The sequence below is a fragment of the Niallia oryzisoli genome (assembly GCF_036670025.1).
Classification (GTDB): domain Bacteria; phylum Bacillota; class Bacilli; order Bacillales; family Cytobacillaceae; genus Bacillus_BD; species Bacillus_BD oryzisoli.
Genome location: NZ_CP137640.1, coordinates 409,671 through 422,691 on the forward strand (window position 1 = coordinate 409,671; position 13,021 = coordinate 422,691).

A 13,021-nucleotide genomic window follows, 5' to 3' on the forward strand; every position below is an offset into this window, starting at 1 on the left:
TCATGGAAAAGAAGGAAAAAAAAGACCCATCTCAAATGCGTCAAGGCTATACAACAGGCGCCTGCTCTACTGCTGCAACAAAGGCTGCCTTAATTGCCTTAATAACGGGTGAATCACAAGAGGAAGCGACCATTCACTTACCTGTTGGGCGTGACGCCACTTTTACAATGGAAAAGTGTGAGATAGGTGAACTCGCTGTTAGTGCTGAGACGATAAAGGATGCGGGTGATGACCCAGATGCGACACATAAGGCACGAATAGTATCTACGGTCAGCTGGATAGATTCACCAGGCATTATCTTAGACGGGGGAATTGGTGTCGGCCGGGTGACAAAGCCTGGTCTTCCTGTTCCTGTCGGTGAAGCGGCGATTAACCCGGTTCCTAGGAAAATGCTCTTGACTGTAGTTCAAGAGACATTACAAGAATTCAAGATTAATAGGGGTGTCAAGGTTGTTATTTCCGTACCCGATGGGGAAGAGATTGCGAAAAAAACATTAAATGGACGTCTCGGAATAGTCGGCGGGATTTCAATTTTAGGAACAAGAGGAATTGTCGTTCCTTTTTCCAGTTCAGCTTACATGGCGAGCATTGCAGAAGCAGTTAGTGTCGCGAAAGCGTGTGGCTGTGAGCACCTCGTCCTTACGACAGGTGGACGGAGTGAAAAATTTGCCATGCAGCAGTTTCCCGAATTACCAGAGGAAGCATTTATTGAGATGGGTGACTTTGTAGGTTTTTCCTTAAAACAATGCAAAAAACAGGGCATTCAAAAGGTTTCTCTTGTCGGAATGATGGGCAAATTTTCAAAGCTTGCCCAAGGGGCCATGATGGTCCATTCTAAGGGTTCGTCGGTTGACTTTGGTTTTCTAGCTGAAATTGCCAGACTGTCAGGTGCCAATGAGGAGCTGTTTAGAGAGGTTGCTATGGCTAACACGGCATCACAGGTTGGTGAATTGATGGCAGAGGCTAATCACCATGTGTTTTTCAATAAGCTTTCTGAAGCCTGCTGTTACCAGTCATTAAAACATATCAAAGGCGGAATCGAGATCGACACAACTATCTATACGTTAAAAGGACAATTACTAGGAAGGGCTGTTGGAATTGACACAATCGATTAAATTAATCGGCATTGGGGATAGCGGAAAAGAAAGCATACTGCCACAGTACTTGGAGTGGATTGAAGAAAGTGAAGTGCTTGTTGGCGGTGAGAGAGTATTATCCTACTTTCCTGATTATAAAGGAGAAAAGTTAGCGATAAAAGGCGGATTAAAGACAATCGTAGAGCTTCTGCAAAAGGAGACACGTTCAACTGTTGTACTGGCTTCTGGTGACCCGCTCTTCTTTGGAATTGGTAACTACCTTTCTAAAAAAGTGGATATTGAAGTATATCCGTACGTAAGCTCGATTCAGCTTGCTTTTGCGAAAATGGGTGAGGGCTGGCAGGATGCTCTTGTTGTTAGTGTACACGGTCGGAGTATGAAAGGGCTGGCTCAGAGGATTGACGGTAAAAGCAAAGTGGCCTTACTCACTGATAAGGAGAACAGCCCGAATCGAATCGCTGACTATCTTCTTTCTTTCGGAATGACAGAATATCGGGCATTTGTAGCTGAAAATCTGCAGGGAGAAAATGAGAAGGTTGGTTGGTATGAACTGGAGGAAATGCTTCAGCATGAGTTTTCTCCATTAAATGTGGTGATTTTGAAAAAAACTGCTGAGGGACCAAGCTGGCCGCTTGGGATCGAGGATGAAGAATTTTCCCAGCGTAAACCCGATAAAGGATTGATTACAAAAAGGGAAATCAGAGTATTAAGTCTTCATGCATTGAAGCTTCGGAAAGACAGCACGGTTTGGGATATTGGTACTTGCACAGGCTCAATGGCAATAGAAGCAGCACGACTGGCTCCGGAAGGCCAGGTTTTTGCGATTGAAAAAAATGAGCCTGATTTAGAGAACTGCTTTCAAAATCAACGAAAGTTCCGTACAGATATAACATCCATACATGGGAAAGCCCCTGATGGCTTAGAGAATTTCCCAGACCCAGACGCCATTTTTATAGGCGGAACAGGCGGAGAAATGGCTGATTTAATTCAAATATGCTGTAGGCGTCTAAAAAAGGGAGGGCGAATAGTTCTGAATGCGGCTACGATTGAAAATTTATATCGTGCAAATGAGGCTTTTGCGCAGGCAGGATATCAAACTTCCATTATGCATGCTCAAATCTCACGAAGCAAACCGATTTTGGGGATGAATCGCTTTGTCCCGCTAAACCCCATCTATATCATTACAGCCGAAAGAAAGGAAGAAGTGAATGAGTAAGCTTGGTACATTATATGGTCTTGGTGTTGGACCGGGAGATCCAGAGTTAATTACAGTGAAAGCGTTCCGTGTCATCCAAGAGTCCCCTGTCATTGCTTATCCGAGAAAACGAAAGGGAAGTAAAAGCTATGCACATCGAATAGTCGAGGTATATATTCGCCCTGAAGAAAAGGAAATGCTGGGACTTGTTTTTCCAATGACAAAGGATCAAACCATCCTTGATCGGGAATGGAACCTAATGGTCGATGAAGTATGGCAGAAATTAAGGGAAGGGAAAGATGTTGCGTTTGTAACAGAAGGGGACCCCCTTTTATATAGTACTTTCATTCATATGATGAATTTAATGAAGGAATTGCATCCGGAGGTTGAAATCAAGTCTGTCCCGGGTATCTCCTCCTTTAACGGTTCTGCCTCAAGGCTTGGGATTGCCCTGGCAGATGGTGACGAACAAGTCGCCATTGTCCCGGCCCGTGACGATTATGACGCAATGAAAAAAGCAATCGAAGAACATGATGCTGTTGTGTTTATTAAGGTTGCGAAAGTAATAGATTTGATGCTTACGGTTTTAAGAGATTTAGATCTTTTAGATAAAGCATCAGTTGTGACGAAGGTGACATCAGAGGAAGAAGTGATTTGGAAGGTCAGTGAGTTAGAGGGTGTTGAGCTTGAATATTTAACATTAATGGTGGTGAGAAAGTGAGGATTTATATTGTCGGAGCAGGGCCGGGTGATCCGGATTTGATTACGGTCAAAGGATTGAACATTCTGCAGCAGGCTGATGTTATTTTATTTACGGACTCATTAGTGAATGAGGAATTGATTGCAAAGGCAAAGCCTGAAGCAGAGGTACTGAAAACAGCCGGGATGAATCTAGAAGAAATTGTTGAAGTGATGGTTGACCGGGTAAGCCAAGGAAAAATGGTGGCACGGATTCATACAGGCGATCCTTCCATGTATGGCGCCATTATGGAACAAATGGCTCAGTTAAAGAAAGAGGGCATTGGCTGTGAAGTCATCCCAGGCGTCAGTTCAGTATTTGCTTCTGCTGCTGCCATTGGTGCTGAGCTGACGATCCCAGATTTAACACAGACGCTTATTTTAACAAGAGCAGAAGGCAGAACGCCGGTGCCTGAATTTGAAAAATTACGTGATCTAGCGAGCCATCATTGTACAATTGCCTTATTTTTAAGTGCAACTTTAACAAAGAAAATCGTTAAAGAACTACAGGCTGCTGGCTGGAAGGATGAAACACCGGTAGCTGTCATTCAGCGGGCATCATGGCCGGATCAAAAAATTGTTCGTACAACATTGGCAAATCTTGATGAGGATATGAGAATAAACGGTATCCGTAAGCATGCCATGATTTTGGCTGGCTGGGCGTTAGATCCCAATATACATGAAAAAGATGAATACCGCTCAAAATTGTATGATGCCAGCTTTACGCATGGATATCGAAAAGGTGTGAACCATGATCATTGAATTAAAAGAGGGAGAATTTGCACCTATAACTCAAAATAATCCCTATGCTCTTGTGGCAATTACGAAGCATGGTGTTGAGTTATCCCGGCGCTTACATAAAATCTTTTCCCAAACAGATTTGTATTATATGAGCAAGTTTGAAAAAGGCGATGAAGATGTTAAAGGGATCCAGCTTTTCTCAGGCAGTGTTCGGATGCTGCTGCCAACCCTTTTTCAACAATATAAAGGCATTATTATGATTATTTCTCTTGGTGCTGTTGTACGGATGATCGCCCCGATTTTAAAAGATAAAAAAACAGATCCAGGTGTTGTTGTGATTGATGACCGCGGTGAAAATGTTATAAGTGTACTTTCGGGTCATTTAGGTGGTGCGAATGAACTAACCCGCCAAGTCGCGGCAGCACTTGAGGCAAGACCGATTATTACAACTGCCTCGGATGTACAGAAAACCATTCCAGTTGATTTATTCGGCTCCCACTATGGCTGGGTATGGGATTCCCCTGAAAAGTTAACCCCTGTCAGTGCATCTGTTGTAAATGAAGAGCATGTAGCGATTGTTCAAGAATCGGGTGAGCCTGACTGGTGGCTGTATGATACGCCAATTCCAAAGAATATTATACTTTACCCTTCTATTAGAGAGGCGATTGAAGCTAAGCCGAATGCTGCTTTAATTGTGACACACCGCTTGCTTTCTCAAGAAGAAGAAGTCCTTTTAGAAAACGGAATTGTTTTTCGTCCTAAGTCCGTCGTCATTGGGATGGGCTGTAACCGTGGAACAAGTGCTGAAGAAATTGAGAGTGTGATTCAGAATACACTTATTGATCTGAACATTTCTATTAAAAGTGTAAAGGCACTCTGTACAATTGATTTGAAAAAGGATGAAGCCGGTCTACTTGAAGTAGTGGAGAAAAACGGCTGGGAATTTGTTTGTTTTTCACCGGAAGAGTTGAACGAGTCCTTCATTGAGGCACCGTCTGAAACGGTATATAAGTTTACGGGCGCATATGGAGTCAGTGAACCTGCTGTTCGCATCTATTCAGGTGCTGATCATCTTGAACTCGTCAAGAAAAAGTCAGGTAATGTGACAATATCGGTTGGTGTCATTCCTTTTTAATTTCATTCAGCAAATGTTTTTTGTACCGAAAGCTTGCGGCAGGTACAGAAGTCCTCCACTTTTAAAGTTAAGGGATGAATGCAAATTACTCTTCGATTCAGTAGGGTTCAACCACTACTGAATGAAGTTAAGCCTCCGGCGGATGTCTCGGATTTTTTAAAGGTAATTTATCGAGCGAGCTCGATAAAAATCCGGACGCAAATTCGACGGGCGAATTTGATGGGGGGAAGATTTATGAGCAAAAGAAGATTAGTTATTGCTGGGACTGGAAGCGGAGTCGGTAAAACGACGATTACGATCGGAATTATGGCGGCACTGCAGAAAAAAGGTTATACGGTCCAAGGCTTTAAATGTGGTCCTGACTATATAGATCCTTCTTATCATACTGCTGTAACCGGAAGAACATCGAGAAATTTGGACAGCTGGATGTTTGATCACTCTATTGTGCGCGATATCATTGCCCATGCAAGCAAAGGGGCTGATATTAGCATCATTGAAGGAGTAATGGGCTTTTATGATGGAAAAAGTCCATTAGAGAATATCGGTTCCACAGCAGAAATCAGCATGATTACAGAAAGCCCGGTCCTGCTGATTGTAAATTGTGCAAGTATGGCGCGCAGTGCTGCGGCAATTGTAAAGGGATTTCAAACATTGACCAGTGGTCCGAATATTGTCGGGGTGATTGCAAACCAGGTTGGCAGTGTGGGACATTTTGAAATTGTGAAGGCCGCTATCGAGCAGGAATGTAATGTACCTGTAATAGGGTATTTAAAACGTGAGCAGGGGATCGATATTCCCAGCCGTCATTTAGGATTAATTCCGGCAATTGAAAGAGGCGAGTTAAATCCTTTTTTTAATAAGTTAGCCAATCTGATCTCTGAAACGATTGACATAGACCTTCTGTATGAGTTAGCTAAGGCACCGGAAATCACAAATGAATCTACTGGATTATTTGAGCAGTGTGAGGATCAGGGGGTTACGATTGCTGTTGCCAAGGATGCAGCGTTTAATTTTTACTATCAGGAAAATCTTGAGCTTCTTGAAGCAAATGGAGCAAAGCTTGTTTATTTTTCTCCTTTAAACAACGAAGAGGTTCCTGCTGAGGCAAACGGCTTATATCTTGGTGGAGGCTTTCCAGAGGAATTTGCAGCCGAGCTAACGAGAAATGAAGCTGCAAAGGCTTCTATCTTTAAGGCTGTTTCGGATGGCGTCCCAACATTAGCTGAGTGTGGCGGTTTTATGTATTTAACAGAGTCCATGGTTCTGACATCAGGTGCTGAATATCCAATGGTTGGTTTGATTCCGGGAAAAGTGAAAATGCAAAAAAAGCTTGCCGCATTAGGCTACCGAGAAATAACTGGAAGGAAAGATAACTTCCTGCTTGGCGAGGGTCAACAGGCTAAAGGACATGAATTTCACTATTCAACGTTTGAAGGGGAAAAAGCCCTGCCATATGCGTATAAAACAAAAGGGAGATTTGGTACAAAGCAGGAAGGCTATTTGCACGGGAGCCTTGTCTCAGGGTACACACATTTTCATTTTGCATCCGACCCAAAGCTTGCCCAGCGTTGGATACATGCATGTATCCAATATAAACAAGAAGCAGTGGGGATTCTTTCAAAGGGGGACTGCTGATGAAACCAGGAAAAGTCTATTTAGTCGGTGCTGGACCAGGTGATCCAAAGCTGTTAACAGTATATGGACTGGAATGTATTCAAAAAGCGGATGTTATTGCCTATGATAGGCTTGTCAATCCGAAACTGTTAGAATATGCAAAGCCTGAAGCAGAGTTAATCTATTGTGGAAAATCACCGGGGAAGCACCATCTTATTCAAGAAGAAATCCATTCCCTTTTAGTGGACAAAGCTTTAGAAGGAAAAATGGTTACTCGGTTAAAAGGCGGGGACCCTTGTGTGTTCGGCCGTGTCGGGGAGGAAGCCGAGGTTCTTCGTGAACATAGGGTTGAATATGAAATTGTTCCCGGCGTTACAGCAGGTATTGCTGCGCCCGCCTATGCAGGTATACCTGTGACACATCGCGACCATGCCTCCAGTTTTGCGATTGTAACAGGGCATGGCAGCGGACTTAAGGGAAAGGATTATTTAAATTGGCCTGCGCTCGCCCAAGGAATTGATACACTTGCTTTTTACATGGGTGTAAGTAATCTGGACTATATATGTAAACAGTTGATTGCTCATGGTCGATATGCGAAGACACCGGTGGCCGTTATTGAATGGGGCACAACGGAAAAACAAAGAACCATTACCGGCAATCTTGAAACCATTCAAGATAAAGTGAAGGCAGAAAAAGTTCAAAACCCTGCTATGGTGCTTGTAGGAGAAGTGGTTCAATTGCGTGAGAAGATTATGTGGTATGAAACAATAGCTGAGGCTGAAAGTGTAACTGGTTAATAGAAGAGGTGGACTAAATGGACCGCAAAGGATTATTTCTCATCTACACTGGTGAGGGTAAAGGAAAAACAACTGCTTCACTTGGTGTTACGCTCAGAGCTGTCGGCAGAGGCATGAAGGTAAAATACTTACAATTTATTAAGTCAAAAGAGCGAACATATGGGGAAGCGTTAGCTTTGAAAAAATTAGGAGTAGAGATGGAGCAGCTGGGTATTGGATTTACCTGGACCAAAACTCCTGATGAACACCGAGCTGCACTCAAGCAGGCATGGGCAATAGCTAAAGAGGCGTTGAATGACCCCACTATCGATTTACTTGTACTGGACGAGCTGAACAATGCCTTAGCTATTTCGAAGTTTCCCATTGATGATGTATTGCCTCTGCATGAAGTGATAGAGGCTATTCACAATCGACCTTCACAAATGCATCTTGTTGTAACAGGGAGAAATGCGGCAAAGGAACTAGTAGAGTTGGCCGATCTTGTTTCTACTGTTGAAGCAACAAAGCACTACTATGAAAGAGGCATTCCAGCAGTAAAAGGTTTGGAATTTTAAAAAAGTGTCAGGTACTGCAAAAAAGACAAATGGCCTCCATTTGTCTTTTTTGCAGTGCCTACACCATGTTTTACAGTAAATAATGCATAAAAGCAGTGGCAATGCCGAAGTAAATAATTAATGAGAAAATGTCATTTAAGGTTGTGATAAGCGGGCCGGACGCGACAGCGGGGTCAATTTTTATCCGGTAAAGAAAAATTGGGATAATGGTTCCAGCCAATGTACCAATAATGAGTGTTAATAGGAGGGAAGAGCCAACAACAACACCAAGCATCGGATTGCCCAGCCAAACATACGCAATAATGGAGATTAATAGCCCGCAGGTAACACCAATTATGATGCCGACACCGCATTCCCGCATAATTAATTTGAAAATCGAATTTTTATCAAGGTCATTCACAGCCAGACCGCGAACGACGACAGCAAGTGACTGTGTCCCTGTATTTCCGGTCATCCCTGAAATCATCGGCATAAAGTAAGTCAGGGCTACAACCTGCTTTAGTGTATTTTCATAACCGCTGATGATGCTTCCTGAAATAAGACCAATAAACAATAGTAAGACAAGCCATGGCAGCCGGCGGTAAGCAGCGACAAGCGCCTTTGTATCGAAATCAATCGCTTTACCTGAAGCGGAAAGTTTTTCAATATCCTCATTTGCCTCTTTAATCACAACGTCGATAATGTCATCGACGGTGACGATCCCCATTAAGACATTATCTTCGTTAACGACCGGAATAGCGAGAAAGTCATAGCGCTCAATCATCCGGGCCACTTCCTCTTGGTCCATTGTATCCGAAACAGCAATGACCCGTTCATACATAATACCGCTGATTCTTTCGTTTGCATCAGCAATTAGCAGGTCTCGGTAGGATACAACGCCAACAAGCTTACGGTGGTTATCTACTACATATAAATAGTTGATCGTTTCAGCAAATTCTGCAAAGGTTTTTAACTTATCGACTGCATCCCTGACAGTATAATAATCGCGAATCCAAACAAATCGGTTCGTCATTAAACGCCCGGCTGTTTCAGGAGGATAATTCATGATGTTCTGAACAATCTTAGATTCCTCTATTTTCATACCGGCAAGCAGCGAGGCCATTTTTTCAGGAGATAATTCATCCAATAGTGAAGCGAGGTCATCATTATCCATTTCGTCGAGAACCTTGCTTTTTCTCTCAATCCCAAGCTTATTCAGAATTTCAAATTGTTCATCTCGGTCTAATTCCTGTATTAGATCGGCAAGTAAATCAATTTTTAAATGTAATAAAAAACGGGTTCGATGCTTTTCCGGCAGATCGGCATAGATTTGCGCTATATCATAGGGCTGCAATTCATCAAGAACCGCATCCAACTCTTTTTGTTTATTTTCTTTTAACGCTTTAATAATATGAAGTGTGATTTGGTCTTTAGTCATGTTCTTAATCATACTTCTCACTCTCCTTCCTACCGGAAAAGTTCTCTCTTTCGTATGCATGACTTATTATAATGAAAAAGTTATATGATTTAAAATGAAACTTTCGTAAACATTGAATCTTTACGGTTTTTCCTATATGGAAATGTTAGTTATTACTATATGTTATGCATGTCTACGGAAAAGGGCGAATAGGCCTTTGCAGGAAACCTAGGAACATTTTGTTTTAAAGTCCTCTTTATGGGTGTATGCTGATTCGTGCATCCGATAAAAATAGAGATATATTATTATTTTATCCAATTGAAAACATCGCATTTTTCCATTGCCCAAACCAGTATAAGGATGTATATTTTCATAAGGATGAAGCCAACTAATGGCTTCTTAAAATAAACTGCGTAAAATGAACGAGCTTTTCATTAAGGTAATCTTCCTATTATCTGTTATGATAGTAACTAGATACTGAAATTTGAAAAAGTCTGACAGTAAGGATCATTTAATACGTATTCGGGGGTTTCATCGTTGAAGAGGAATGATATACGGGATGTGGTTTACATCCATTTAAATGAAAAGAATCAGTATGTGCTTTCGTATGGAATTGAATTTCGAGAGTTCCTGCTGTCTTTACACGAGTCCATTAATCATTTACTCCTTCTCAAGCATCGGTTTGATGATGGAGATTTTAATATGCATACAATGCTCGATTATGTTCCAAAGAAAAGAGTAATGAAGCTCATTGACGAGGACGTTTACGGATACGGGGATTTTTGCTGGATTGACTTTGAAGAAATGGAAGGGTTAGATGAGATTCCCGGGCAGGTATTGGCGGAGCTGCTTTATCTTGGCCATGTTAAAGAACCGTTAAGGCCGCCTTTCTATAGTTATTTAGGTAATTCCTTTGCTTATTTAGCGCATGATGATGGCTGGTTTAATAAAACCTATTACCGAGATTTGAATCATTTTTATTATCTGCTCAGCCAATTGATTCCGATGAAGCTGGAAACGATTAAGCCGGAGAAAAACCTGTTAGGACTGAAAAAGAAAAAGACCTATCCATCCGTTGACCAGCATTTATTATTATCATTAAAAAAGTTTATGAGTGAAGGTGTGGTTTTGTCTATTAAAGCAGTTATGCAAAATCGCTTTCGTATTGAACTGCCAATGTGGGTAATTGGTGATTTTTCTAATATGGATGATATGTACGAAGAATACGAAAAAAATAGCAAAAGGCCATGTGATGCGAAGCTAATTTTTGATAAGAAAACACGCGAGTGGAAAATGCGTTCAAATTAGACACTGTCACTTCATGAAACTACCCGAAAGAAGAAAGGTAAAAAATACTATTCATAGTAATCTTATAATGATATACTATCTCTGTTGAAAAATTACATATATTCAGGAATAGGTGTTTTTTTATAACAAGACTTAATTGGGAAGTTGGTGAAAAATCCAACGCGGTCCCGCCACTGTAAATGGGAGTGACCTGCATATCCACTGTACTTTGTATGGGAAGGAGCAGGTAACGATGATCATGAGCCAGGAGACCAGCCTGTTTCTAGCACACCAAAAAACCTACGAGGATAGGGGGTGGATGGAATCGGCTAGCTTTAAAGTAAATATAGTCAATCCAGCATCTCCTCAACTTGGAGATGCTTTTTTGTTGTGTTATTTTAAACTATATATGTAAGACTAACAAGATAAACAAAAAGGGGGAGTATGTAAATTGAAAAAAGTTTACACACTATTACTTGCCCTGCTGTTGTGCCTTGCGGTATTAGCAGGCTGCGGTGGAGCAAATGAGGAAAATAAAGCACAAAATGAACAAGACAAAAAGACGGAGCAAACAGATTCAGGCGAGAAAAAGGAAACAAATGCCTTTCCAGTTACGATAAAAGATGCAGCAGATCAGGATGTTGTAATTGAGGCAAAACCGGAAAGAATTGTTTCGCTTATTCCAAGTAATACAGAAATTGCTTTTGCGTTAGGACTTGGAGATGAAATTGTTGGTGTCAATGATTATGATAACTATCCTGAAGAAGCATTGAAAAAAGAGAAAATTGGCGGTCAAGACTTTAATGTTGAAAAAATTATTTCGTTAAAACCGGATCTTGTTCTGGCGCATGGTGGATCTTCAATGGGAAGCTCTGCTGATGGCCTGCAGCAGCTTCGTGATGCCGGCATTACTGTGCTTGTAGTCAATGATGCAACAAGCTTCAATGCTGTATATGATGCGATTGGAATGATTGGACAAGCAACAGGTACTCAGAAAAACGCGGATGAGATTGTTGCTGATATGAAATCAAGAGTAGCAGCTATTAAAGAAAAGGCTGCATCTATTAAAGAAGATAAGAAAAAGGTTTATATCGAAATTTCAGGTGCACCTGAAATATACGCTGCAGGAAAGAATACATTTATGGATGAAATGCTTACTATCATTAACGCTGAAAATGTAGTCACTGAAGAAGAATGGCCAAAAATTGACCAGGAAGCAATCATTGCCGCTAACCCGGATGTGATTATTACAACTTATGGATTCTATGTAGAAAATGCTGCTGAACAAGTATTGAGCCGTGAAGGATGGCAGGATGTTAATGCAGTAAAAAATAAACGAGTAGTCGATGTTAATTCCGATATCGTTACACGTTCCGGGCCTCGCCTAGTTGAAGGAGTAGAGGAAGTTGCAAAAGCAGTTTACCCAGACGTTTTCAAATAATAAAATAATTGCATATTTGCTTTCTGTAGTTTTATTAATTACAGCAATGCTTTTAGCTATTTCAATAGGTACAGTTTCTGTACCTATTTTCGATATCGTGAGAATTATCGGTTCAGGTCTGTTCGGACTTCCAATGGAGCAGGTTGATCCGATGTATTACAATATTGTTCTTAATATTCGGTTTCCAAGGGTAATCCTTGCAGGCTTAGTAGGAGCGTCCCTTGCGATTGCAGGGGCAGCTTTTCAAGGATTGTTGCGCAATCCGCTTGCCGATCCGTATACACTAGGGGTTTCTTCCGGTGCTTCAGTAGGGGCCGTTTTAACCATCTTTTTAAATCTATCCATCCCAGTTATAGGTAAGTTCACCTTACCTTTTTTAAGTATCGCATGTGCCTTTCTTACTATTCTTGTTGTCCTGTTATTTGCGCAAAGAATCGACCGTTCGATGAAGGTAGAAACAATTATTTTAACAGGAGTTATTTTTAGTTCTTTTTTAAGTGCCTTTATTTCCCTCATGATTGCCTTAACCGGCGAAGAGCTTCGGCAAATTATCGGCTGGCTGCTAGGCAGTGTATCGATGAGAGGCTGGGATTATATTAAAATTATGATTCCTTTCTTTATCATTGGCTCATTTCTTCTGTTAATCAATGCAAATGAATTAAATGCAATGTCATTTGGGGAGGAACGTGCCCAGCATTTAGGAGTCAATGTGCAAAGACGGAAGCTGATCGTTTTAATTGCAGGTTCTATTTTAACAGGTGCTGCCGTTGCCGTTTCAGGGACGATTGGCTTTGTTGGATTGGTCATCCCGCATTTAACTAGATTATTATGGGGATCAGACCATAAGCATTTATTACCATTGTCGATTTTAACAGGAAGCTGTTTTTTGATTCTGGCCGATCTTGTGGCGAGAACGATTATTTCACCAACAGAACTTCCTATTGGTGTGATTACCTCTTTAATTGGTGCCCCGGTGTTTGCAATTATTCTATCTGGTCGTAAAAGGAAGGAAAGGAGAGGGTGAGG

At 41.5% G+C, this 13,021-nt stretch carries 12 protein-coding genes and 1 riboswitch; of the genes, 11 read left to right on the forward strand and 1 reads right to left on the reverse strand.

Translation table 11 applies throughout. The features are described 5' to 3' along the window. Positions 1 to 2: 2 nt before the first annotated feature. The 8 genes from R4Z09_RS02030 (at position 3) to R4Z09_RS02065 (ending at position 7,871) form a co-directional block, all read left to right on the forward strand. On the forward strand, positions 3 to 1,115 hold the full coding sequence (locus tag R4Z09_RS02030; RefSeq protein WP_338450758.1) for a cobalt-precorrin-5B (C(1))-methyltransferase: 1,113 nt from the start codon (positions 3 to 5) through the stop codon (positions 1,113 to 1,115). Further along, complete coding sequence (cbiE, locus tag R4Z09_RS02035; RefSeq protein WP_338453180.1) at positions 1,099 to 2,313, forward strand: precorrin-6y C5,15-methyltransferase (decarboxylating) subunit CbiE; 1,215 nt, start codon at positions 1,099 to 1,101, stop codon at positions 2,311 to 2,313. The genes R4Z09_RS02030 and cbiE overlap by 17 nt, the downstream gene beginning before the upstream one ends. After that, positions 2,306 to 3,013 carry a precorrin-2 C(20)-methyltransferase gene (gene cobI / locus R4Z09_RS02040; protein ID WP_338450759.1) on the forward strand — a complete coding sequence of 236 codons (708 nt, stop codon included), beginning with the start codon at positions 2,306 to 2,308 and terminating at the stop codon, positions 3,011 to 3,013. The genes cbiE and cobI overlap by 8 nt, the downstream gene beginning before the upstream one ends. Next, positions 3,010 to 3,792, forward strand: a complete 783-nt coding sequence (gene cobM / locus R4Z09_RS02045; protein WP_338450760.1) for a precorrin-4 C(11)-methyltransferase — start codon at positions 3,010 to 3,012, stop codon at positions 3,790 to 3,792. Before cobI ends, cobM begins: the two co-directional genes overlap by 4 nt. Continuing rightward, the gene (locus R4Z09_RS02050; protein WP_338450761.1) at positions 3,782 to 4,906 is read left to right on the forward strand and encodes a cobalt-precorrin 5A hydrolase; all 1,125 of its coding nucleotides are present in this window, start codon (positions 3,782 to 3,784) and stop codon (positions 4,904 to 4,906) included. Before cobM ends, R4Z09_RS02050 begins: the two co-directional genes overlap by 11 nt. A 234-nt stretch (positions 4,907 to 5,140) precedes the next feature. Then, positions 5,141 to 6,541, forward strand: coding sequence for a cobyrinate a,c-diamide synthase (locus tag R4Z09_RS02055; RefSeq protein ID WP_338450762.1), 1,401 nt, complete (start codon positions 5,141 to 5,143; stop codon positions 6,539 to 6,541). Further along, on the forward strand, positions 6,541 to 7,317 hold the full coding sequence (gene cobA / locus R4Z09_RS02060) for a uroporphyrinogen-III C-methyltransferase (protein WP_338450763.1): 777 nt from the start codon (positions 6,541 to 6,543) through the stop codon (positions 7,315 to 7,317). The genes R4Z09_RS02055 and cobA overlap by 1 nt, the downstream gene beginning before the upstream one ends. A gap of 17 nt (positions 7,318 to 7,334) precedes the next feature. After that, positions 7,335 to 7,871 carry a cob(I)yrinic acid a,c-diamide adenosyltransferase gene (locus R4Z09_RS02065; RefSeq protein ID WP_338450764.1) on the forward strand — a complete coding sequence of 179 codons (537 nt, stop codon included), beginning with the start codon at positions 7,335 to 7,337 and terminating at the stop codon, positions 7,869 to 7,871. Between the two features lie 70 nt (positions 7,872 to 7,941). Here R4Z09_RS02065 and mgtE read toward each other — a convergent pair whose 3' ends face one another. Beyond that, on the reverse strand, positions 7,942 to 9,300 hold the full coding sequence (mgtE, locus tag R4Z09_RS02070; RefSeq protein ID WP_338450765.1) for a magnesium transporter: 1,359 nt from the start codon (positions 9,298 to 9,300) through the stop codon (positions 7,942 to 7,944). Between the two features lie 504 nt (positions 9,301 to 9,804). On the opposite strand from mgtE, the gene R4Z09_RS02075 reads away from it, so the two are divergent. From R4Z09_RS02075 to R4Z09_RS02085, 3 genes are all read left to right on the forward strand, one after another. After that, positions 9,805 to 10,575, forward strand: a complete 771-nt coding sequence (locus R4Z09_RS02075) for a hypothetical protein (protein ID WP_338450766.1) — start codon at positions 9,805 to 9,807, stop codon at positions 10,573 to 10,575. A gap of 93 nt (positions 10,576 to 10,668) precedes the next feature. Beyond that, a riboswitch (cobalamin riboswitch) is annotated at positions 10,669 to 10,849 on the forward strand. A gap of 156 nt (positions 10,850 to 11,005) precedes the next feature. Continuing rightward, positions 11,006 to 11,995, forward strand: coding sequence for an ABC transporter substrate-binding protein (locus R4Z09_RS02080; protein ID WP_338450767.1), 990 nt, complete (start codon positions 11,006 to 11,008; stop codon positions 11,993 to 11,995). After that, on the forward strand, positions 11,961 to 13,019 hold the full coding sequence (locus tag R4Z09_RS02085; RefSeq protein ID WP_338450768.1) for an iron ABC transporter permease: 1,059 nt from the start codon (positions 11,961 to 11,963) through the stop codon (positions 13,017 to 13,019). Before R4Z09_RS02080 ends, R4Z09_RS02085 begins: the two co-directional genes overlap by 35 nt. The last annotated feature ends 2 nt before the right edge of the window (positions 13,020 to 13,021 follow it).

Bases quoted from the DNA above. Each gene is read 5' to 3' on its own strand.
- R4Z09_RS02030 (WP_338450758.1), top strand. From the start codon at position 3: ATGGAAAAGAAGGAAAAAAAAGACCCATCTCAAATGCGTCAAGGCTAT.
- R4Z09_RS02065 (WP_338450764.1), top strand. From the start codon at position 7,335: ATGGACCGCAAAGGATTATTTCTCATCTACACTGGTGAGGGTAAAGGA.
- mgtE (WP_338450765.1), bottom strand. From the start codon at position 9,300: ATGATTAAGAACATGACTAAAGACCAAATCACACTTCATATTATTAAA.
- R4Z09_RS02050 (WP_338450761.1), top strand. From the start codon at position 3,782: ATGATCATTGAATTAAAAGAGGGAGAATTTGCACCTATAACTCAAAAT.
- cobI (WP_338450759.1), top strand. From the start codon at position 2,306: ATGAGTAAGCTTGGTACATTATATGGTCTTGGTGTTGGACCGGGAGAT.
- R4Z09_RS02055 (WP_338450762.1), top strand. From the start codon at position 5,141: ATGAGCAAAAGAAGATTAGTTATTGCTGGGACTGGAAGCGGAGTCGGT.
- cobA (WP_338450763.1), top strand. From the start codon at position 6,541: ATGAAACCAGGAAAAGTCTATTTAGTCGGTGCTGGACCAGGTGATCCA.